The organism is Dyella flava (assembly GCF_016904955.1).
GTDB lineage: Bacteria > Pseudomonadota > Gammaproteobacteria > Xanthomonadales > Rhodanobacteraceae > Dyella_B > Dyella_B flava.
In genome coordinates this window covers 78912-100721 of record NZ_JADIKE010000039.1, presented here as the reverse complement: position 1 = coordinate 100721, position 21810 = coordinate 78912, and the positions used below count along the sequence as shown (strand labels likewise).

Annotated in this window: 22 protein-coding genes; 8 read left to right on the top strand and 14 right to left on the bottom strand. The window is 61.5% G+C overall.

All coding sequences use genetic code 11. The features are described from left to right. Positions 1-45 precede the first annotated feature (45 nt). The gene (locus ISP19_RS18880; RefSeq protein WP_204683967.1) at positions 46-528 is read left to right on the top strand and encodes a YajQ family cyclic di-GMP-binding protein; all 483 of its coding nucleotides are present in this window, start codon (positions 46-48) and stop codon (positions 526-528) included. A gap of 72 nt (positions 529-600) precedes the next feature. On the opposite strand, the gene ISP19_RS18875 is transcribed toward ISP19_RS18880, so the two are convergent. From ISP19_RS18875 to ISP19_RS18865, 3 genes are all read right to left on the bottom strand, one after another. Continuing rightward, the gene (locus ISP19_RS18875) at positions 601-1287 is read right to left on the bottom strand and encodes a DUF1345 domain-containing protein (protein ID WP_204683966.1); all 687 of its coding nucleotides are present in this window, start codon (positions 1285-1287) and stop codon (positions 601-603) included. A gap of 33 nt (positions 1288-1320) precedes the next feature. After that, positions 1321-1596, bottom strand: a complete 276-nt coding sequence (locus tag ISP19_RS18870) for a GNAT family N-acetyltransferase (RefSeq protein WP_204683965.1) — start codon at positions 1594-1596, stop codon at positions 1321-1323. Positions 1597-1780: 184 nt separating this feature from the next. Further along, positions 1781-2857 carry a 3-deoxy-7-phosphoheptulonate synthase gene (locus tag ISP19_RS18865; protein ID WP_204683964.1) on the bottom strand — a complete coding sequence of 359 codons (1077 nt, stop codon included), beginning with the start codon at positions 2855-2857 and terminating at the stop codon, positions 1781-1783. 269 nt (positions 2858-3126) lie between these two features. Between ISP19_RS18865 and ISP19_RS18860 the strand changes: the two genes are divergently transcribed. Then, positions 3127-3555: an FKBP-type peptidyl-prolyl cis-trans isomerase gene (locus ISP19_RS18860; RefSeq protein WP_204683963.1), complete on the top strand. Its 429-nt coding sequence runs from the start codon at positions 3127-3129 to the stop codon at positions 3553-3555. Between the two features lie 143 nt (positions 3556-3698). Continuing rightward, a complete protein-coding gene (locus ISP19_RS18855) occupies positions 3699-4493 on the top strand; it encodes an SH3 domain-containing protein (protein WP_204683962.1) in 795 nt (264 codons plus the stop codon). 57 nt (positions 4494-4550) lie between these two features. Here ISP19_RS18855 and ISP19_RS18850 read toward each other — a convergent pair whose 3' ends face one another. After that, positions 4551-6110 carry a protein adenylyltransferase SelO gene (locus ISP19_RS18850; protein WP_425489219.1) on the bottom strand — a complete coding sequence of 520 codons (1560 nt, stop codon included), beginning with the start codon at positions 6108-6110 and terminating at the stop codon, positions 4551-4553. A 209-nt stretch (positions 6111-6319) separates the two neighbouring features. Here ISP19_RS18850 and ISP19_RS18845 point away from each other — a divergent pair, with 209 nt between their 5' ends. After that, a complete protein-coding gene (locus tag ISP19_RS18845; RefSeq protein ID WP_204683960.1) occupies positions 6320-6466 on the top strand; it encodes a hypothetical protein in 147 nt (48 codons plus the stop codon). Positions 6467-6482: 16 nt separating this feature from the next. Here ISP19_RS18845 and ISP19_RS18840 read toward each other — a convergent pair whose 3' ends face one another. The 4 genes from ISP19_RS18840 to ISP19_RS18825 all read right to left on the bottom strand — a co-directional run bounded on the left by ISP19_RS18840 (position 6483) and on the right by ISP19_RS18825 (position 11025). Further along, positions 6483-7202 carry a pseudouridine synthase gene (locus ISP19_RS18840; protein ID WP_204683959.1) on the bottom strand — a complete coding sequence of 240 codons (720 nt, stop codon included), beginning with the start codon at positions 7200-7202 and terminating at the stop codon, positions 6483-6485. Continuing rightward, positions 7199-8263 carry a class I SAM-dependent methyltransferase gene (locus ISP19_RS18835; protein WP_204684382.1) on the bottom strand — a complete coding sequence of 355 codons (1065 nt, stop codon included), beginning with the start codon at positions 8261-8263 and terminating at the stop codon, positions 7199-7201. Before ISP19_RS18835 ends, ISP19_RS18840 begins: the two co-directional genes overlap by 4 nt. A gap of 100 nt (positions 8264-8363) precedes the next feature. Next, positions 8364-10367 carry an OPT family oligopeptide transporter gene (locus tag ISP19_RS18830; RefSeq protein ID WP_204683958.1) on the bottom strand — a complete coding sequence of 668 codons (2004 nt, stop codon included), beginning with the start codon at positions 10365-10367 and terminating at the stop codon, positions 8364-8366. A gap of 127 nt (positions 10368-10494) precedes the next feature. Beyond that, entirely contained in the window at positions 10495-11025 is a 531-nt protein-coding gene (locus ISP19_RS18825) for a hypothetical protein (RefSeq protein WP_204683957.1), read from the bottom strand. Positions 11026-11191: 166 nt separating this feature from the next. Between ISP19_RS18825 and ISP19_RS18820 the strand changes: the two genes are divergently transcribed. Further along, complete coding sequence (locus ISP19_RS18820) at positions 11192-12694, top strand: S10 family peptidase (protein WP_284384955.1); 1503 nt, start codon at positions 11192-11194, stop codon at positions 12692-12694. A gap of 31 nt (positions 12695-12725) precedes the next feature. Here the strand turns inward: ISP19_RS18820 and ISP19_RS18815 are convergent, their stop codons facing one another. Continuing rightward, a complete protein-coding gene (locus tag ISP19_RS18815) occupies positions 12726-12932 on the bottom strand; it encodes an oxidoreductase-like domain-containing protein (RefSeq protein WP_204683955.1) in 207 nt (68 codons plus the stop codon). A gap of 456 nt (positions 12933-13388) precedes the next feature. On the opposite strand from ISP19_RS18815, the gene ISP19_RS18810 reads away from it, so the two are divergent. Next, positions 13389-14537, top strand: a complete 1149-nt coding sequence (locus ISP19_RS18810; protein WP_204683954.1) for a glycoside hydrolase family 18 protein — start codon at positions 13389-13391, stop codon at positions 14535-14537. 64 nt (positions 14538-14601) lie between these two features. Here the strand turns inward: ISP19_RS18810 and ISP19_RS18805 are convergent, their stop codons facing one another. Together ISP19_RS18805 and thpR are read right to left on the bottom strand one after the other, a co-directional pair. Then, positions 14602-15384, bottom strand: a complete 783-nt coding sequence (locus ISP19_RS18805) for a class I SAM-dependent methyltransferase (RefSeq protein ID WP_204683953.1) — start codon at positions 15382-15384, stop codon at positions 14602-14604. A gap of 83 nt (positions 15385-15467) precedes the next feature. Beyond that, positions 15468-16073 (bottom strand): RNA 2',3'-cyclic phosphodiesterase, encoded by a 606-nt coding sequence (gene thpR / locus ISP19_RS18800; RefSeq protein ID WP_204683952.1) that lies wholly within the window; start codon positions 16071-16073, stop codon positions 15468-15470. Positions 16074-16147: 74 nt separating this feature from the next. Between thpR and ISP19_RS18795 the strand changes: the two genes are divergently transcribed. After that, complete coding sequence (locus ISP19_RS18795) at positions 16148-16948, top strand: glucose 1-dehydrogenase (RefSeq protein ID WP_239556942.1); 801 nt, start codon at positions 16148-16150, stop codon at positions 16946-16948. A gap of 34 nt (positions 16949-16982) precedes the next feature. On the opposite strand, the gene ISP19_RS18790 is transcribed toward ISP19_RS18795, so the two are convergent. Continuing rightward, positions 16983-17483, bottom strand: a complete 501-nt coding sequence (locus ISP19_RS18790; protein ID WP_204683951.1) for a DinB family protein — start codon at positions 17481-17483, stop codon at positions 16983-16985. Between the two features lie 579 nt (positions 17484-18062). Between ISP19_RS18790 and ISP19_RS18785 the strand changes: the two genes are divergently transcribed. After that, positions 18063-19292, top strand: a complete 1230-nt coding sequence (locus ISP19_RS18785) for a YXWGXW repeat-containing protein (protein ID WP_204683950.1) — start codon at positions 18063-18065, stop codon at positions 19290-19292. Positions 19293-19480: 188 nt separating this feature from the next. On the opposite strand, the gene ISP19_RS18780 is transcribed toward ISP19_RS18785, so the two are convergent. Continuing rightward, positions 19481-20338: a DUF3014 domain-containing protein gene (locus ISP19_RS18780; RefSeq protein WP_284384954.1), complete on the bottom strand. Its 858-nt coding sequence runs from the start codon at positions 20336-20338 to the stop codon at positions 19481-19483. Between the two features lie 140 nt (positions 20339-20478). Further along, on the bottom strand, positions 20479-21465 hold the full coding sequence (locus ISP19_RS18775; protein ID WP_204683949.1) for a sulfotransferase family protein: 987 nt from the start codon (positions 21463-21465) through the stop codon (positions 20479-20481). Positions 21466-21810: the final 345 nt, after the last annotated feature.

Below are 21810 nucleotides of genomic sequence, written 5' to 3'. Positions count from 1 at the left end.
AGCCATGGCGTAAACTTGGCGCCTACCCTGTCAAGGACCTTCCCGATGCCCTCGTTTGATGTAATTTCCGAAGTCGACAAGCACGAGCTGACCAATGCCGTCGACCAGGCCAACCGCGAGCTCTCCACCCGTTTCGACTTCAAGGGCACGAATGCCAAGTACGAACTGGACAAACAGGTCATTACGCAGAGCGCTCCCAGCGACTTCCAGTTGCAACAGATGCTGGACATCCTGCGCGGCCGCCTTGCCGCCCGAAAGATCGACCTGCGCGCCCTGGACATCGCCGATCCGGAAGTGAACCTCGGCGGCGCACGCCAGAAGATCACCGTGAAGCAAGGCATCGAACAGCCCATTGCCAAGAAGCTGATCGCCACGCTGAAGGAAGCCAAGCTGAAGGTCGAAGCGCAGATCAACGGCGACAAACTACGCGTGACCGGCAAGAAGCGCGACGATCTGCAGCTGGCGATCGCCGTCTTGCGCAAGGCCGAAGTGGAGCTTCCGCTGCAGTTCGACAATTTCCGCGATTGATTCCCCTGGGTCGCGCGTGAATGCGCACCCCGGACTTGATCCGGGGTAACCCGGCCCATGCGATCGCGCTGGCTAGGCCAGCCCCGCGGCGATGTTCACGCTCAAGGCAATGATGAATACGTTGAAGAAGAACGCCACCACGCTATGCAGCAACGCCGTACGGCGCAAAATATGGCTGGTGATTTGCACATCAGATACCTGAAAACACATGCCGATCACGAAGGCAAAATAGACAAAATCCCAATAATCCGGCTGCTTGGTACCGGGAAATTCCAACCCTTCGTGCTGCTTGCCCACATCGCCGTAATAACCGTGGGCGTAATGCAAGGCGTACATGGTATTCATGAACAACCATGACAAGACGATGCTGACCGCGGCCACGCCCATCGTGCTAGCGCCCCCATTCTTGGCCGCGTGCAGTTCGGTCGACAACGCCACCAATACGACAGCGGAAACCGCTACCGCGATGCAGAGCGTACCGCGCCGCCCGGTGTCCTGGGCGTGCGCCTGACGAGCCATATGTTCCGCGCTCGCGCGGGTAAACATCCTTGCCAGCATGCTCAAGTACAGCAGCGCGCCGAGGTCGAAACTCAACAACAATACCGAAGCTGGCTTTATACCGGCCAGCGATAGCACCACGCATGCGGTTACAAAAACCACGGTGGAAACGCTCAACCACGGTCTGGCACGAACGAAGCGTATCGGCGCCCAGCGTCGTACGACCCTTGCTGCGGGCTTGCCTTCAGCCGACGTGCTCATGGCATCTCCTCTTGCTCAGGCATGCCGGGCGATTCACGCATGCAGCGCCGCATATTCCGGATGCCGTTCGAGCCAGACCTGCGCATAGCTGCACGCCGGGATGACTTTCCAGCCTTTGCTGCGTGCGGCTTCGAAGGCAGCGCGAACCAATTCAGCCGCAATGCCGCGACCACCGACGTCGGATGGCACTTCGGTGTGCGTGATCGTCATCACGCCAGCCTGCAGGGTGTATTCAAGCTCACAGGTGAAGCCGTCCACGATGGTTTCAAAGCGATGTGCCATGACAAAGTGGTGGATGTCGTAACTCATGTTGCGTTCCGGCAAGTCGTTGAAGGCTTAAGCATAGAACGACACGCTCAATAACTCCCCTCTCGGGAGGGCGGTTATCTACATACCCTTGAAAGCACCTCACGGGCTTCACCGTCATTCTGGCAAAAGCCGGGAGACAATGAAGCAAAATTTGTCCTGGGGGCAACGAAGCAAGAAAAACACCTTAGGCAGCACGCGCCTCCGCTTGCCGCTCACGGCGCACACGCACTGCCTTCGCCAGCCGCTCGAGCACCTGCACCGTCGTACCCCAGCCGATGCAGCCGTCGGTGATGCTCTGTCCATAGATCAGCTCGCCGCCGGGAACGAGATCCTGGCGGCCAGCGAGCAGATGGCTTTCCACCATGACGCCTTGAATACGTGATTCGCCCGCCTCCAATTGCGCGGCGACGTCGGCGATTACTCGCGGCTGGTTCTCCGGCTGTTTGCCACTGTTCGCATGGCTGGCATCGATCATCAGGCGTTCGGTCAGGCCCGCCTTGGCCAGCGCAGCGCAAGCGGCCGCGACGTTGGCGGCGTCGTAGTTGGGCAATTTGCCCCCACGCAGAATCACGTGGCAATCCTCGTTGCCCTGCGTGGCCACCACCGCGGCACGTCCGCTCTTGGTGACCGACACGAAATGATGTGGGCGGGCAGCAGCCAATACCGCATCGGCAGCGATCTTGATATTGCCGTCCGTGCCGTTCTTGAAACCGACTGGACAGGAAAGTCCGGAAGCAAGTTCACGATGCGACTGGCTTTCGGTGGTACGCGCGCCAATCGCGCCCCAGGCCACCAGATCGGCGATGTATTGCGGCGTGATCAGGTCCAGAAACTCGCAACCGGCCGGCAGGCCAAGCGCATTGATGTCGCATAGCAGGCGGCGTGCGAGGCGCAGGCCTTTGTCGATGTGAAAGCTCTCATCCAGGTCCGGATCGTTGATCAGCCCCTTCCATCCCACCGTGGTGCGCGGTTTTTCGAAATACACGCGCATCACAATTTCCAGCGTATCGGCATGGCGCTGACGCTCGGCGGCCAGCCGTCCGGCGTATTCCAGCGCGGCGGCAGGGTCATGAATCGAACAGGGTCCGATCACTACGGCAAGGCGGTCGTCCTCGCCCGCAAGGATGCGATGCAAGCCGCGGCGGGCGTTGACGACGGTATCGAATGCCTGGGCGCTGGGCTGGCAATCAAGCATCACTTCGGCGGGGGTGGCTAGTTCCTTGATGGCGCAAATACGTAAATCATCGGTCAGGCTGGTCATGGGGGCTCCTTTTGTCTCGTGCCCGGCAGCCAACAAAAAAGCCGCCAGGTGGGCTGGCGGCTTTTTCTGGAAAGTGGGTGATCTTGCTAGTTACGATCGCGCACCATGCTCCGCCGCCGGCTTCGGATAGCCATAAAACCAAAAGTAATAGCGGTGGGAGGCGATGATCATGGGTCGTAGAGATACCACATCGAAGCGGTAATGCAAACTGCTGCGCCGCCCGCGGCAATCGGCTAACGTGCCGCGCTTCACCCCTTTTCGGAGTTTCCATGTACCGTCCGCGCGCTTTTGCTGCCACTGCCCTGCTTGCCCTGGGGGCATTCGGCCTGCGTCCGGTACACGCCGACGATGTCGCAGCGTTCAAGGTCACCGACCTGAAGGTGGGTACGGGCGCCTCCGCTCGCGACGACGCCACCGTAGCGATTAACTACACCGGCTGGCTCTACGACGCCAAGGCGCCGGACCACCACGGCGCGAAGTTCGACAGTTCCTACGACAACGGCCAGCCGCTCAGCTTCAGGGTAGGCGCGGAAGAAGTCATTGACGGCATGGAAAGTGCTGTCAGAGGCATGCGCGTGGGCGGCAAACGCGAGGTCATCATCCCGTCCAGCATGGGTTATGGCCACAACGGCGCCGGTAACGACATTCCGCCGGACAGCGCATTGGTCTTCGACATCGAACTGCTGGACGTGCATTAAGCGTTCTCTGGCTCCCACAGCCCCCGCTGAAGGCCTGAGCCGCTAGCTGTCGTCTGGCCATGCATGCGCGCAGAAATTGGGTCATGATGCCCACGCATTAACGTCGTACGTCCACCGCCTGAATGCTGCTGGAGGATTGCCCGATGAAACGAATGCTCTGGTCGGTCGCGGCCGCCCTGATGATGATGGTTCCCGCAGCGGCCTTTGCTGCGGACGGCTACGTCATCACCAACGTCAACATGCGCGCCGGACCGGATTCGCAATATCCGATCGTGCAGGTTGTGCCGGTCAACTCGTGGGTTTCGGTTCAAGGCTGCACAACGGGATGGCAATGGTGCGATGTCATTGCCGGCCCCAATCGCGGTTGGGTGGCCGGCACCTACATTGCTTACATGTACAACAATCAGCCCGTCTACGTGGCCGATTACGGGTCGCAGATCGGCATCCCGATCGTCTCGTTCGTCATCGGCACGTATTGGGCGGACTATTACTTGAACCGGCCTTTCTATCGCGATCGCGCCCGCTGGTATGGACGGCCCATTCCGATCCGGCCACCTGGACGGCCGCCCATGCGGCCTCGCCCACCCGTCGGCCCACCGGGTGGCGCCAGGCCGCCGGGACCGCCCGGAGGCAACCGGCCGCAACCGCCGGGTGGTAATCGGCCTCCGCCGCCAGGTGGTAACCGCCCGCAGCCTCCGGGCAATGGCAATCGTCCGCCGCCCCCGGGAGGTAACCGGCCTCAACCACCACCCGGTGGAGGCAATCGCCCGCAACCACCAGGTGGCAACCAGCCACAGCCACCCGGCAACGGCAATCGCCCGCAGCCCCCGGGAGGCAATCGGCCTCAGTCGCCTAGCAACAATGGCAACAAGCCGGCGCCTCGCCCGCGTCCGCAGCAGGGAAATAATGGAAACAACGGAAACAACGGCAATCCATAGCCGGGAACCGGGCATCGGGAGTCCGTGCGACTCCCGATGCCAATGATCACATCGCTCTCAGGAGCTACAGGAAAGCATCGAACAGCCCGCGCGGGATTTCGCCCATTCCGGCCGCTTCTGCGCGTAATGCTCACGACCTGGCTGTTCGTCATACGGATGCCGCAGCACCTCAAGCAACGTATGAATGCCTTCGTAATCGCCCTCGGTCGCGCGGTCGATCGCTTCCTGCGCCAGATAGTTGCGCAAGACGTAGCAAGGGTTGGCGGCATGCATCTGCTGACGCCGCAGTTCCGGCGATAACGGATCTTCCCGCAGCCGCGCCGCGTAATCCTCCAGCCAGCGGAGAAAATCCGCTGTTGCCGCTTCGCGCTTCGCCTCGTCGTAAAACGCGTGGGCCAGCGGCGCGAGATCAGGCGACTGCGGATCGACACCGCTCAAGGCGCGGAAGAACAGGGTCATGTCCACTTCCGCCCGCTGCATCAGCTCTTGCAACGCCTCCATGCGCTTTACGTCATCATCGCGGCATGCCGCAAAGCCGAGCTTGGCCGCGATATGGTTGCGCGCCTGCACGGCATATTCGCTGGCGTAACGATCCAGGCCTGCCTGCAGAGGCGCCACATCGTCGAACAATGGCGCCAGCGCCGAAGCCAGCCTGCTCAAATTCCACCAGGCAACGTTCGGCTGCTGTCCGAAACGATAACGACGGCGCATGGCATCGGTGGTGTTGGGTGTCCAGTCCAGGTCGAAATCATCGATCCAGCCATACGGACCGTAGTCGATGGTGAGGCCGAGTATCGACATGTTGTCGGTGTTCATCACGCCATGCACGAAACCCACGCGCATCCAGTGGGCCATCATCCGCGCGGTGCGCACGCAGACTTCGGCAAACCAGTCGCTGTAGCGTGTTTCATCACGACCATGGAGATCAGGAAAGTCGCGCCGGATCGTGAAGTCGACCAACTGGCGCAACAGATCGACATCGCCGCGCGAAGTGGGCAGTTCGAAGTGCCCGAAACGAATGAACGAAGGCGCCACCCGGCAAACGATCGCTCCCTGCTCCTCCTGAGGATGACCGTCGTAGAACATGTCACGTTCGACCAGATCGCCAGTCAGCACCAGGCTGAGCGCGCGCGTCGTGGGAACACCGAGGTGATGCATCGCCTCGCTGCACAGAAATTCGCGGATCGAGGAACGCAGTACCGCGCGACCATCCGCACCACGCGAATACGGTGTCGCGCCCGCCCCCTTGAGTTGCAGCTCCAGCCGTTCCCCCTGCCCGTTGATGACTTCGCCGAGCGAAATCGCGCGCCCATCGCCGAGTTGCCCGGCCCACACGCCGAACTGATGACCACCGTAATTGGAGGCCCATGGCTGCATGCCATTCATCATGCCGTTGCCGCCGAATACCTGAGCAAAAAGCGGATTGGCGATATCCGCTTCGCTCAGGCCGAGCGCGGATGCCACTTCGTGCGACCAGGCAATCACGCGCGGCGCGGCCACCGGGCTGGGATCCACCCGTGAATACATCGCGCCATGCACTTGGCGAGCACCAAGGCCGCGATCGCTATCGCCAGGCAGTTCGCGGATGAAGGCGTTATCAAATTGCAGGGATGTCAAGGGCATGAGCGGGCATATTCGGGCGGCTTGTCGCCAATGCAAGACTGATGGCACGGGTAGTGTAAAGATCTTCACATTACCTATACATTCACGTTCGATCCTTGCTAAAGTGCGCTCGCGGCTGCGCAGGGGCAGTCGATGGAGTAAACAATATGCACATGCTTCTCGCTCGTTCCGCCTTCTCGCGCGGAATGCAGCTGGTAGCAGGGATGCTCTCAGTAGTAATCACGCAGGACGCGACACGCGGTCGCAAACGTAACACCCCGGAATTCGACCTGGTCTCCTGGACGTCCAGCGCGCAATCACGCCGTGAAGACGAACTGGCACGTATCCGCCAGAACGAGACCCAGCCGTGAAGATGTCGCCAGCCCGCTAATCCCGGGCTGGTTCAGCGCTGTCGAAAATCCGCGCCACCTCGCTTGCTTCTAGCTGACGCCACGCACCCGGCGCCAAACCATCCAACGCAAGCCCGCCGATGGCGGAACGCTGCAACGTGTCGACATGGTTGCCGGTCGCGGCAAACATTCTGCGCACCTGGTGATAGCGGCCTTCTGTAATGCGCAAACGCGCGTGCCGCGGCGCAAGCGTCTCAAGCGCGGCCGGCAACAACGGCGTGGTTTCCGATTCCAGCATCAAGCTGCCGCTGGCAAACAAGGCTTGCTCATCGCCACGCAGATCCTGCGCCAGCGTCGCCTCGTAAACCTTATTGATGTTGGCGCGCGGCGAAATGATCCGGTGCAGCAAGGCACCGTCATCCGTAAACAACAGCAAGCCGGACGTATCACGATCCAGCCGCCCCACGGTAGATAGCGCCGGACTGCGCACACGGTAGCGCGGCGGCAGCAAGTCGTACACCACCCTCCCTGGATCCTTGCGCGAACAGGTCACACCCAGCGGTTTGTTCATCATCAGCACCAGGCCGGTGGGCGGATCCAGCGGTTCGCCGTCAATCCGGATCTGCGCGTGTTCCACCTTGTCATCGGCGTACAACACTTCACCTTCCGGATCAGTGATGCGCCCTTCGCGGAACATCCATGCGACTTCCTTGCGGCTGCCATAGCCGAGATTCGCGATCAGCCTGACCAGCCTCATGCACGCACGCCCTTTGCTTCGATCACTTTAAAACCATGTTCCACGGCCACCATGCGCACCTGCTCGAAATGCGTGGCCAGTGTCGCCTCGTAAGGGAGATGGCGATTGGCCACCAGCCACAACCGTCCTTGCGGCACCAAGGCATTGGCCGCCCGTGCGATGAAAGCCCGGCCGAGATCAGGCAAATCCGCCCTGCCCTGGTGGAACGGCGGATTACTGACGATCACGTCATAACGCCGCTCGATCCCCGCCGTGACATCGTGCCAATGCACGGCAAATGCCAGCTCGCGCCCGCTTTGGCCGATCGCGTATTCGGTATTGAGTCGTGCGGGTTCCAGCGCACGCGCCTCAGCTTCGTACAAGTCGAGCGCGGTGATGTGCGGACAACGCGCGATGATCTGGGTGGCGAGATAACCGTAGCCGGCGCCGAAGTCGGCCACGTGCCCGTGCAAATCATCCGGCAAATGGGCTGCAAGCAATTCGGAAGCGGTATCCACGCGATCCCAGGCGAACAAACCCGGCCGGCTGAAATAACCGGCAGCATTCGCCTGCGGCTGATCCAGCGCCAACCACGCCTCCAGCAAGCTGCGATCCCGTATGGCCTCCTGTGACTCCCCCCAGAACACACGGCATTTGTGTTTGGAGCAATGACTGATCGTGCCCAGCAAGGCCGCCAGATCAGCCTGCGCAGACTTGGCCCCCTCAGCGTTCGGCACGCATGCCAGCACGACGCCACCGCCGTCGGCATGCAGCGCTGCGCGTGCGAACAAGGCACGCGCCTCTTCGCGCTGCCGTGGCGGCAACACCAGCACCAGCTTGAAGCGTGCATTGGGCGCAGCCTCGCCGATCAAGAATCCGCTGTGCGCCAATGCATCGGCAAACGGCTTGAAGCTCTGCTCGCATAACCAGCCGGACTGCGCCATTTCACGCAAACGATAGCCGTCGCGCGCGCGCAGGAACAGCACGTCACCACTCGCGGGCAAGCGCAGCGAGCCGTCCGAAAAAGGAAGAAAAAGCGCATCCAGCACCGCATCGGGCGCGGATGCATGGATACCGACCATGGTCAAGGCGGATGCATCCGGTGGGAATCAGTGCGCGTATTGTACCCGCTACTCACACCCCCTCTCCGCGCGGGAGAGGGGCTTGGCGTCCGCCGATAGCTCAGGCCTGCTGGCCCAGACGAGCAATCCAGCGATACATCAGGTAAGTCACCAGTACGAAGGCAATCCCGCCGATCCAGATCGATGCATTCTCGAAGCTGTCACCCACCAGTGCCAGCGGCGCGGATTTGCCGGAGAACACCACAATGGCCGCCACCACCACGCCGATGATGCTCTCACCCACGATCAGGCCGGAGGCGAGCAGGACGCCGAGCTGCTTAGTGGCCTCGGCCTTCGGCGTGCGGTCGGCACGCTTGTCGAAGTACCAGCCGACGATGGCACCGGCCACGATCATCAAGGTGGTGGAGGTCGGCAGGTAGATGCCCAGGCCCACCGCCAGCGGCGGCAGCCGTACGGACTTGGTGGTAACCCCCAGTATTGCGTCGAGCACGATGAGGCCGGCACCGATCAGCGCACCGATGCCGATCAGGCTCCAATCAATATTGTTCTGGATAACGCCCTGCGCGAGCGCCGAAATCAGACCTGCCTGCGGCGCGGGCAGCGCGTGCGCCGGATCAACGCCCGGCGCGCCGAGGAAGCCGTAGGCGTGGTTGAGCAGATCCAGCACCGGCGGGATGACGATCGCGCCGGCGATCACGCCGATCACCAGCGCAGCCTGCTGGCGCCACGGCGTTGCATCCACCAGCTGACCGGTTTTCAGATCCTGCAGGTTGTTGTTGGCGATCGCTGCCACCGCAAATACCACCGAAGTGATGAACAGCGCAAAGGCCACCAGCGCCTTGCCGGAATCCGCCGGCAGATCGGATTTCACGCCCGCCACCAGCAGCAAGGCGGCGATGATCACCACCAGGATGCCGATGCCCGAGAGCGGACTGTTGGACGAACCGATCAAGCCGGCCATGTAGCCGCACACGGTCGAGACCAGGAAGCTGAGGATGAGTACGAACAACACACCGCCAATCACCAGCAAGGTCGTGTGCGAACCCAGGCCGCTGGTGACGCTGAAATGGCCCAGCAGCCAGGCGATGGGCAGCATGCAGATCAGCACGATCAGACCGACGATGCCGATCGGCATGTCCTGCTCGGTACGCGGCAGCGTGTCACCCTTGCCGGACTTGCGCACGCGCGAAGCGGCCATCGCCGAGGCCAGACCGCTGACGACCGGCTTGACCAGCTTGGCCAGCGTCCAGATCGCGGCCACGCCGATGGTGCCTGCGCCGACGAAGCGCACATAGTGACTCCACGCGCCCTGCGCGACAACAGCTGCATCACCTGCAGCCGGATGCAGCAAGGTGAAATGCGGGACCGCCCAGCCCCAGCCGATCAGCGCGCCGAACAGCATGGCGATGCCGACCCACAAACCGACCAGATGTCCAACCGCAAACAGCGCAAAGGACAGGCTGAAATCGTAACCACTGGCCGCACCGCGATCGCCGATGCGGAAATACTGCACCACATCGCTGGCGAAGATCTTGGTTTCCACGATCAGGTAAAACACGGCCGAAACGATCGAGCCGACCACCACGGCCATCAGGCCGCTGCTGCCGCCCTCGACCGAGGCCGAAGCCGAAGCTTCGCCGGAGGCCTCTCCCGAACCCACCTTCAGCACTTCGGCGCACGCCACACCTTCCGGATACGGCAGATCGGAATCAGTCACCAGTGCGCGGCGCAGCGGGATGGTGTACATCACGCCAAGGATGCCGCCGGCGGCACAGATGCCAAACGAGACCCAGAACGGAAAGCCGGTCCACCAGCCGACGATGATCAGCCCCGGCAGCACGAAGATGATCGACGAGAGCGTGCCGGCGGCTGAGGCGACCGTCTGCACGATGTTGTTTTCCTGGATCGTCGCGTTCTTCATCGCGCGCAGGATGGCCATCGAGATCACCGCCGCCGGAATCGAGGTGGCGAAGGTCAGGCCGGCCTTCAGGCCGAAGAACACGTTGGCCGCCGTGAACACGAGCGTGATCACGAAGCCTATGATCAGGCCGCGGAGGGTGAGTTCGGCGCGCGGTGCGGCGCCGGGTCCAGGTGCTGTGTTCACGGGCGGTCTCCCCTTGCTGTCCAGCTAACAAGATAGCGTGGATCGCAGGATCGATGTTGCCCGACGTGTAGCGGACAGCAAGGACACCCGCTGCCGGGTGTCCTCGCTCAGGTTTTAGCGCCGAGGCTTAGCGCGGGGTATTGGCGAACTTCTGCAAGTCACCGCGCAACCGGGCCGCCACGTCGTTGGCGCCATTGGCCAGCAGCACCGGCAGCGCTTGTGCGTACCCCTGGTCGCTAGCGCCGTCCGATACGGCGGTCGATACGTGCACCTTGTAGTCGTGATCGGCGTCAAAGCCGCGCGCCCAGATGCCACAGTGCAGGCTCATTTCCAACTGCAGTTCGCCGGGCGCCTTCTTCTCGTCCACGTGCAGCGTCGTAGCCAGCGACGAACAGGTCACGACCAGACCCTGGAAATAGCTGGGCAGCACCTGGGTACCAAGCTGCGATTGCACCGCTGTCGCCAGCTCCGGCGCCGGCTCCAGCAACAACTTGTGGTCGAGCCCGCGCACTTCGAGCTTGTCCTCGCCACCAGTCACCGTCAGCCACGGCGGCGTCCCCGGCTTCACCAAATCGCCGATGGGCGCGGGCGCATGTACAACCTGACCACCGCAGGCACTGAGCAGTGCTGCGGCACCAATGACCAACAAGCGTTTCATCGTGGAATCCCCTTCAACAGACAACGCGAAATCTAATGCAGCGCAGCAAGCGCTTCAACGCCCGGATGCGGCCGCTGCGACGCAGTCCGCAACCATGCCTTTGTGCACAATGCATGGGCCCCGTGCTTGGTTAGTCTTTGGGATTCGTATGTCCCGAGGAACCGTTGTGCGCAAGATTCTGCAGTCTGCCCTGTTCGCCACCCTGATCGTCGCCAGCTACTCTCCCGCTTTCGCCGGCGACGACGCCAAGACACCGACTGCCCAGGACGGCGCCGATGCAGATGGGTTTCACCTGCCACCGTTCCCTGCCGATGCGCACGTAAGCCAGTCCGTCGAGGTCGATGGACGCACTCTGAAGTACACCGTGACGGTCGGGACCCTCCCGGTGCGCGACGAAAAGGGCAATGTCACCGGCCAGGTGGTCTTTACCGCCTACACCATGCCTGGCAAGAACCGGCCGGTGACGTTCGCACTCAATGGTGGACCCGGCGCATCCTCGGTGTATCTCAACTTTGGCGCCATCGGCCCGAAGCGGGTGAACTTCGGCGTGGATGGTGACAATCCCTCCGATCCAGCCGTGTTGCACGACAACCCCGGCACCTGGATCGGCTTCACCGACCTGGTCTTCATCGATCCCATCGGTACCGGCTACAGCCGCGCGATGGTGCCGGAAGACAAGGCCACGACGCTGTTCTACAGCACCGACAACGACATCAAATATCTCTCGCGCATCATCTACGACTGGCTGGTCAAGAACGGCCGCATGGAGTCGCGCAAATATCTGGTCGGTGAAAGCTATGGCGGCTTTCGCGGCCCGCGCGTCACCGAATACCTGCAGACGCAGCTCGGTGTCGCGATGAATGGCATGGTGTTGTTGTCGCCCTATCTCGACGCTGCCGCTTCCGACAATGAAAACGTCTCGCCGCTGCCATGGATGCTCACCCTGCCCTCCATCGCCGCCGCCCAATTGGAACGCGAACACCGTCTGACGCCAGAGGCCATGGCGCCGATCATCGCGTACACGCGCGGTGACTACGCAACGACCTTGATGAAGGGACGCACCGACCCGGCTGCCACGGATGCGATGATCCAGAAAGTAACCGAGTTGACCGGCCTCGACCCGGTGTTCGTGAAGCGCTCCGGCGGCCGCCTGGAAACACAGGCCTATCTGCGCGAGGTGTATCGCGCCGAGGGCAAGCTCGGCAGCCGCTACGATTCCAATGTCACCGCCTGGGATCCTTTCCCGTATGCGCCGCATCAGGTGGGTGGCGATCCGATCCTCAACGGCATCATCGCGCCGACGACGACCGCGATGGTCAACTTCGTCACCCAGACGGTGGGCTGGAAGTACGACGGACGCTATAACGCGCTGAGCTATCAGGTGAACAAGCTCTGGCATGAGGATGACGACGCCAACAGCGGTTCAGTGGATCAGCTGCGCGAGGCGGTCGCCAACGATCCGAGCCTGCGCGTACTGATCGCACACGGCTGGGATGATCTTTCCTGCCCGTTCATGGCCTCGGTGCTGATCGTCGACCAGATGCCGGCGATGGGCGACCCGACCCAGGTGCAGGTGAAGGAATATCCTGGCGGCCACATGTTCTACGCACGTCCGAGCAGCCAGGCAGCCTTGCTGCAGGATGTGAAAACGCTTTACGACGTACGCTGATTTCTTCGCCTTCCCCCGTTCGGAAAAGACGTCAGCAGCCCGGGTCCACGCCCGGGTGACGCTGACGCCATGCGGCCAGCAACTCGCGGTAATGCTGTCGAGCTTCTTCGTAGTAATCGAAGATGCATGGATCGCAGCCGCTGCCGCAGCAGTCGCCCGGATCAGGTTCGACCGGCGGCGTTGGCAGCGGATCGTCACGCAGCAGCTGATCGTCAGGAATGGACGCTTCGTCGTTCATGAGCAAACAAGGTTGGACATCGTCACCATGGTAGCCCGACATCATCACTTCAAGCCTAGGGATGCTCTGATCAATTCTGCGTGGGCGGCATGATGTCCAGAAGGCTCGCAGGGTGTGGTGCGTGGCGCAGGGGAGACTGGCTGTCTTGTCAAGCCGCGCGGCGCAGCCTGCGAGCCTTCTGGACATCACCCCGTCATTTTAAATTTAATGCGTTGGGGCCAGTCCTGTCTGTCCGCATGCCTTCCTCGCTCCTCAAAACCGAGTACATCCATGTACTCTCACCGCGTGCGGTCCGTCGCCTCGACAGACAGCCAGTCTGCCTTCCTCGCTCCTCAAAGCCGGGTACATCCATGTACCCTCACCGCGTGCACCGACGCCCCTGTGGCCTGCGAACAGACAGGACCGGTGACGCCCACGCAGAATTGATCAGAGCATCCCTACCCCCCAGGAGCGCGCATGATGCGTCCGTTTTCGTCCCGTCAATCCAGGCAACTGATCGCCAGCCTGTTATTGCCCTTGTCGCTACTTGCCGCGGGCGGCGTGGCAATGGCCCAGACCGCGTCGCCGTCTTATCGCATCGTTGGTTACGCCGGCGGCTGGAATCCGGCGCAAACCAAGGATGTCGGCAAGATCGATACCTTGATCTTTGCTTTTGCGCATCCTAAAGGCGGCCAGGTCGTGATCGACGATCACGACCTGGCGCACCTGCACGACCTGCTCGCGCTGAAGAAGCTCAACCCCAGGCTCAAGGTGGATATCTCGGTCGGCGGCTGGACCGTGGGCGGTTTTTCCGAAGCCGCCAGCACCGAAGCCGGCCGCCAGCTGTTTGCCGACAGCGCCGCACAACTGGTCGCGGCACAGCATGCCGATGGCCTGGATGTGGACTGGGAATATCCCGGTCATCACGAATCCGGCATCAAATCCAGTCCGCAGGACAAAACCAACTACACGCTGCTACTGAAAGCGATCCGCGCCAGTCTTGATCGCGTAGGCGCCGCCAACGGCCGCACCGGCGCCAATCACTACACACTCAGCGTGGCGATTGCTGACGGCCCGTTCGTCGACCATGTCGACATCGCGGGAATCAATCCGTACCTGGATTGGTTCAACCTGATGACCTACGACTTCGTCAACGCCGACACGCCCACCACCGGGCATCACACCGGCCTGCATCCTTCCAAGCTGATCCAGGGTGACGGCCGCACGACCGACCGCGCCGTGCAGCAGTTCCTGGCGGCGGGCGTTGCACCCGGGAAACTGCTGATTGGCGCCGCACTCTATGGACGCGAATTCGCCGATGTGAAACCCGATCACGATGGGCTTTACCAGACCTACGGCCATTACCAGGACGCGCACAACTGGCCGGAACTGAAGCAGGACTACATCAACAAGCACGGCTACGTGCGCTACTGGGATGCCGATGCGCAGGCACCATGGCTATGGAACGCACAGACCCGCAGCTTTATCAGCTACGACGATCCGCAATCGATTGCCGCCAAGATGGCGTACATCAAGGCACAGCATCTGGGCGGCATCATGTATTGGGAACAGACGATTGATCCCAGTGATGAATTGCTGGATGACATGTGGAAGGGTTTGCACTGATCCCCATCTTTCGTAACGCCTCCCTCCCCTGCTTGCAGGGGAGGGAGCCATAACCCATCACGTGTCAACCCGGCTTGCGAAACCGATACATGAACTGATCCGTGTGGCCACGTATCGAGGAGTCAAACACCTTGATCGTGTGCGGATCATTCGGATTGCGCAGCGCATTGCTTTCACCGGCAAACACAAAGCCCACCGATTCCACCTGCTTCTTCACGATCTCCGGATCGATGCGATGCAAAGTATCGGTATCGGCCATGCCAGAGCCCGCGGGCGCAACATGATCGATAACCACGAACATGCCGCCAGGCTTCAGCGCCGCATACACCTGTTTGTCGAACGCGACCGGATCGACCTTGCCCATGAAAACGTCGGGATAATCGTGGTAGTTCTGCGACGTGAACACCAGGTCCACCTGCTGCGGCACGCTTAACTGTGCAGCCGGCTGCTTGAGTACGGAAACGTTTGCATAGTGGGGATCGGTAGCAAGCTTGTCCGAACCGGCAACGTCATCCACATCTTCCTTGGCATACTCGTTCGGCCACAGCGCATAGACATGGCCTTGCGAGCCAACGATGCTGCTGAACACGCGCGTGAAATAGCCGCTGCCCGGAATCAATTCCAATACCTTCTGCCCCGGCTTTACTTCGCTGAAAACCATCACGTCCGTAATCTTGCGGCGCGCATCAATGCTGACATCCTGACCCCGCGCGGGATCGTCCACGGCCGCCTGGATGTACGGCGGTACATAGTGCACGGCTTGCATGTGATTCATCTGCGGCGTCTGTGCCAGGGCCAGCCCCGAAAGGCTCATTGCCGCAAGCAAAGCAACGGATATCGAGCGCATGACGATCTCCTGAGTGAGGGGTGAGCCACCGCGTCGATTTTGCGCTTGCCGATCCGATGTTCATACCTGACCTTTGGGCCATATCAGGTCGATAGCGGCCACTGGCCGAGCACGTGGTAACTCCCCTGCCCCACGACGTTATGAATCAGCACAAAGTGCCTGAGCTGCCAGCTGATGGGGATGATCGGCACCGCACTGGGCAGTTCATGTCGGGCGTAGGCCAGGGTTACGTGGGGCGTGAACTGGCGTTCGATATGTCGATGCAAAGCGACCTGCGCGAGCGCCTTGTTCATGTCCTGCCACAATGCCTGCAATAAATCCGGCACCACGGTGCTGCGCAATACACAAGGCGGTTGGCGACCGCGGAAGCTGGCTGCGTAATCCAGGGTCCAGGCAAAGCCTGATGCACTCAGGCTATCCGCCGCAGACCGGGCTTGCGCTACCACGTCTGCAGGCAACGCCGGGTAATCGCCAAGGAAATTCAAGGTTGCGTGGAAGCGCTCCGGGTTCACCCAGCGCGCGCGCAACTCAGGATACTGCTGTTGCAACAACGCTACGGCACGATTGATGCGTTGGCGCGCGGCATCGTCTGGCATCAGGGCGAAGAACAGGCGATGCGTTTCGGCGTGGATGGTCGATGGGCCGAAAAGATCGTGCCGGGTTGCTGGCGGGATCGTCCGTGCGGGCATCGCCGCAGCGTACTCCATCGAAGCCGCAGCGGTGCGCTAACCTTGCTGCCTCATCGCCCGCTGATGTCCATGCCATGTCGAAAGCACCCGCCATCACCACCTATGACGCTCACCCCATGCGCGATCGCGTCGTGCTGATAACCGGCGGTGCGCAAGGCATCGGACGCGGCATCGCGCAAGCCGTGCTGGCGGCCGGTGGTTCGGTGATGATCGGCGACCTGGACCAGGAAGCCGGGAAAGCCTGTCTGGATGAATGGCAGATCGGAAAACGCGCCATGTTCCGCCAGCTTGATGTATCACGCGAGACCAGTGTGCGTCGTTGGATGGATGCCGCGCTTTCGCGTTTTGGCCGCATCGATGGACTGGTCAATAACGCCGGCATCGCCAACCCGTGCCAGGGGCCGTTGCACGAGTTGCCGCTGGAAACCTGGAATCGCTATCTCGGCACGAATCTCACCGGCGCATTTCTGTGCAGCAAGCATGCACTGCCCGCGTTGAGAATCGCGGGTGGTGCGATTGTCAACATCGCTTCCACCCGCGCCCTGCAATCCGAAGCGGATACCGAGGCTTATGCAGCAAGCAAAGGCGGCCTTGTCGCGCTGACGCATGCCATGGCCGTGAGCGCAGGCCCAGCCGTGCGCGTCAACGCCATTCTTCCCGGCTGGATCGCCACCGACGCCTGGCAGAAACCGGCGCAGCGTCGCATGCCCAAACTCAGTCGCACGGATCACTCACAGCATCCTGCCGGGCGTGTGGGCACACCGGAGGACATCGGTGCACTTGCCGTGTACCTGTTGAGCCCCGCCTCCGGTTTTGTGACCGGCCAGCATTTCGTAGTCGACGGCGGCATGACGATCAAGATGCAATACGCCTGAAGCGATACGCATCACGCGCAGCCTGTCGTGCCAATCAACCTGCATCGCGCAGGTACACCGGCAGATCGGTGGTCGGCACACTCGTAGACAGGCCATACATCATCATTGCGACATGCCCGCGGTGATAGGTGGCATGGTTGACCACATGCCGCAAAATGTCGCCGCGCGACATCGCCCCGTCACCACCACCGATAAAAGTGAAACGAATCGTTTCATCACAGGCTCCTTCATCCAGCCTGTCGGCAAAGCGGATATACCAGTCATTGATGCTGACCTGGCTTGCGCGCAGTGCGTCGAACGCAGGACAGTCCTCGGGGTTGCGTGAGGTAAACCCATGCGGCACACCTTCAAGATGTGCTTTCCAGACCTGATCCATGGCATTCAGGTGATAAAGGGTCCGCAGCAAACTGCCAAAGATAATCGGCTGGGCGCGAGTCAGCGCCTCCTCCGGCAGAGGCGCCAGCGACTGGTAAAGCAAGCGGTCAGCCCAAGCCCGATAACGGGTGAGCATTTTCAGATGCTGCAACTGCGACATGCGGAGCACTCCACAGGAAGAAGGGGCATACGGCACCCGGAATATCTTCACTAGGGCCTGTTAGCACGATTGGCGTGGCCCGCGCCGGAAGCTGTTTGCGCGCCAGCCAAGGAAGAGCGAGAGAGTGTACGTCGGTACACGACTGAGTGATGACGCCGGATGGCGGGCAAACAGACCCGGCCCTTCGGGTTGCCGAGGAGTGGCCGCCATGCGGCAGCGCGCGGCTTGACTTGGCACCCAGCCAAGCCTGCACCGCGCACTACCACCTGACGACCACTCCTCGGCAACGCGGGCTACGCCAATAGTGCTAACAGGCCCTAGCGTAACCGCAGGTTTCTGCTCCGCCATGTACATAAAAGCGTGTACGGCGCAACAGGGTGAACGTTTTCGCCTGCCAATTCATGTTTATCCGCGATTTGGTTACAGCAAAGTCAAGCAACACAATACCTTGCGACGCATAACCGAACGCAGTGCACAAGTTGCCGCTGAACAATTGTGAACTTGTCAGTTTTTCCCTGTACGAGATCGCACGTTTTCTCGCGTTTTCTGCTGTACGGTGCACGCCCAGGAGGACCCACCATGAAAACAATGACTTCCACGCAAAATTTTTCGACCAAGCACCCCTGGCTCGTGCGATCGGCTTCGGCTTTGTTCGCCGCTGTCGCCGCGCTGACGGCACTCCCGCAACAAGCCAACGCAGGAGTGTTTATCGGCGTCGGCATTTCGGTGGGCTTCCCGCCGCCGCTGCTGCCGGTTTATGTGCAGCCGGTCATTCCCGCTGTCGGCTACATCTGGACACCCGGCTACTGGGCCTGGAATGGCGCCGCGTACTACTGGGTGCCGGGCACATGGGTACTGCCGCCGTTCTACGGCGCGCTTTGGACGCCTGGCTACTGGGGCTGGGTCGGTGGCGTGTACACCTTCCATGCCGGTTACTGGGGCACGCACGTCGGCTTCTACGGCGGTGTGAACTATGGCTTTGGTTACGGTGGCGTCGGCTATGCCGGTGGTCACTGGGGCCCGGGCGGCTTCTACTACAACCGCAGCGTGAATCAGTTTGGCGGCGTGCACGTTACCAATGTCTACAACCAGACCGTGGTGAATAACACCTACGTCAGCCGCACCAGCTACAACGGCGGCACGGGCGGGCTGACCGCGCGCGCCACACCGCAGGAGCTGACCTACGCCCGCGACCCGCACAACGTCGGCCCGATCGCCGCCCAGCAGCAACAGATGCATGCGGCCAGCCAGAACCGAGCCATGCTCGCATCGGTCAATCACGGCAGTCCGGCGATTGCTGCCACGCAGCGCGCCGGCGTGTTCACCGGCGCCGGTGTGATGGCGTCACGTGGTGCTACCGTGGCCGGTGGCGCAGCCGCCGCAGGCCGATTCACGCCAGCAGCTGCCAATGTGCAACACGTGAACAACAGCATGGCGCTGCACTCGGCAAGTTACGCGCCGCATGCCACGACGGCGGGCGCCGCTCAGCGGCCCGCCAGCTTCAACAGCGCCGCGTATCACAGCAACAGCTCCACGTATCACAGCACCAACAGTGCTGCATACCACAGCTCGGCCACGGTGAATCACTCCGCGTCCAACTACTCCGCGCATACGCAAAGCACTTATCGGCCACAAGCCAGTAGCTACCACGCAGCCGCGCCCAGCTACCACCCGGCCGCTCCGCAGTATCACGCCGCGGCGCCATCGTATCGGCCGTCAGCCCCGGCTGCCCGTCCAGCTGCGGCCCCGCGTGGCGGTGGCGGCCGGCCGTCAGGCGGCGGTGGAGGTCACGACTCGCACCACAGCTGAGCAGCGTTTTATCTTGCTGCAAAAGAAACCCCGGAAGCTTGCGCTTCCGGGGTTTTCTTTTGCCTGTAGCCGAGGACGTCGATTGAACGCCTGCTCCGGAGAGTTTACTCAGGCAGGTATTCCGCGAGTTGCCGCCACCGTCTCCTGGCGACACCCCGCGCGGGTTCAGTCAACCACCGCCATGCAAATCAATGCGCAATCTGATCACCAGCAAGCAATGTCTTAATCATCCGCAGCTTCGCCTTGAACTGCTGCTCATTGGCCGGTCCCATGCGCACCATCAACTTCTGGCCGTTCGACAGCGATTGCAGTTGCGGATCGACCAGGACGTAGTGTGGCCCGGATTTGTTCACCGCCACCGGATCGTGCAGATCAGGAGCCGCAAGCATGTCGTCGATCGCCATCACCAGACGATCATTGAAATAGCCGTGCGGATAGCCAAGCTCGCGATACGCTTGCTGGAACAGCGGATAGTTGTGCCGGTACCAGCCGACCAGCGCGTGAGGATCGACGCTGGCGAGTACCGCCATATAGGGGTCGTAGCGCTTCGCATTGTCAGCACTGATCACGGTCATGCCGTTGGCCTGCGAGGTCTGCATGGATCCTTTCGGCGTGCGCAGCGGCAGGATGAAACTGCTGCCCATGCTGTGGCGCGGCAGCGCATCGACGGTGGCCACCACACGCGAAATGATCTGATTCGGCGCCAGCAAGGAGCGCACGTTGCCACCGCTCGCCAGCATGGACAACGCACCGAGCACGCTCGCGTCGCTGTCAGCCAGTGCGGGCAAGGGCGCCGTGGATGTGGATGCGGGAGTGGATTCGGCCTGCGTGATCGGATGTTCGATCGCCGGCGACGATGTGCTGTGGGCTGGCGCCACCGACGATGAAGGTGCAGGCAACGCAGTCGGTGTGCTGCTTTCCTGCTCCTTCGGATGCATCGCCATTCGTACCAGATAAACGCCGGCGGCCGCGATGGCGATCAAGACGATGATCGCTATGAACCAGCTGCCGTAGGATGCCTGCTTCTTGTATTTTCTGCGATTCACGATGTGCCCTGTTTCACAATGACCCAGGGATTGTGACAGGCAGGAATGTTATTTGTTCGGTATGTGTGCTGAATGACACGACCAGAACGTGCGCAATAGCCCCATGCGCACACCACAACAACGCAAGATCTGCCGGCGAATCAGGCGACCCGGAAGCGGCCATCCTTCAGCGCCACCACACTGGCATCGGCCTCCATCACATCCGCGTGCTCCACCGTCCGCACACCGGGAATCGGCACCGGGGTCTGGAAGCTGTCCTCGCGGTTGTAGGCCATGCTGCTGGCTGCGTAGAGCTCTTCGTAAGAAGTCAGGCGTTCGCGCAGCCATTCGCGCAATTGCGGGCCGAACAGGCTTTCCACCTTGCTTTCGGCCTGCTGCGGCAAACCGCTGAGCGCATCGCGCTTCCACGGCTCAGCCTTGGGATCGGCAATGTTTTGATGGCAGGTCTGATCCAACTCGACATTGGTCGCCAGATCCAGGAACTTGCACAGACGCTGCCACTCTTCCGCCGGATTGTGGATCAGGTCTTCCAGGAACACGAAATGGTGGTTGCGTGCCCCGATGCGCGAGCGATGGACTTCCGCCGCACGATTCCAGCGCCGCGTCCATTGCATCAAACCGCCGCTGAAGGACTTGTTGTCATAGCGCAATTCGGCATCGGTGATCGAAGCCAGCACGTCGATGCCCGGGCGGATCACATGGATGATGCGCGCTTCCGGCAGGTAGTGTTCGATCTCGGGGAGATAAAGCAGGTGATTCGGCGTCTTCTCAATCCACATCGAGCGACCGCCTTGCACGGCAAGGTTGTCCAGCATGCCGATGAAGCGGGAGACACAGTCATCCTGGAACCAGGGCGCGCGCGAAAGAGGCTGCTCCGGCCCTAGCAGCGCACACTGCAATTCAAGAAACTCGCGGCGGCCATAGCGGCGGGTCAAGCCAAGGCGGCGGGCCAGGTTGCGGCGGCGCTGCTTGGCGCCCTCATCGCCCAGGCGATAGTTCAGGCCGCCTAACAAGCGTGGAAAGAAACCGGTTTCAGGGAGCGTAAAAACTTGCGGATGTCGAGCCAGCATCGCCTGCACGATAGTGGTGCCTGACCGCGGGCACCCGACGACAAAAGTACGTTGCATGAGCAGCTTGCGCCCCCGCTTTTTATTGTCTACTGAACGTGCGTCGTACCACTTCGGCGCAGCTTGAACCACATAACGCGTCAGGTTCCCGTAAGTTGACACAACTTACACACCGATGAACGGCATGTCTACAAAAAGTTACCGGAACCCTGCCCACGTACTCCCCTGCGCTGCGCCGCAGTACCCCCTTAGGCGTCTCCTTCCCCCAGATCCCCCGTCTGGCCAGTCACCTGTTGGCCAACCCTTCCATGCTGCTCGCTTCATACCATCTTTTTCGTGATGGATTGTGGAATTAAAGTGAACTCTCGCCCCCGGGCGGGTCAAGTGCCGCATCGCTACGTCCAT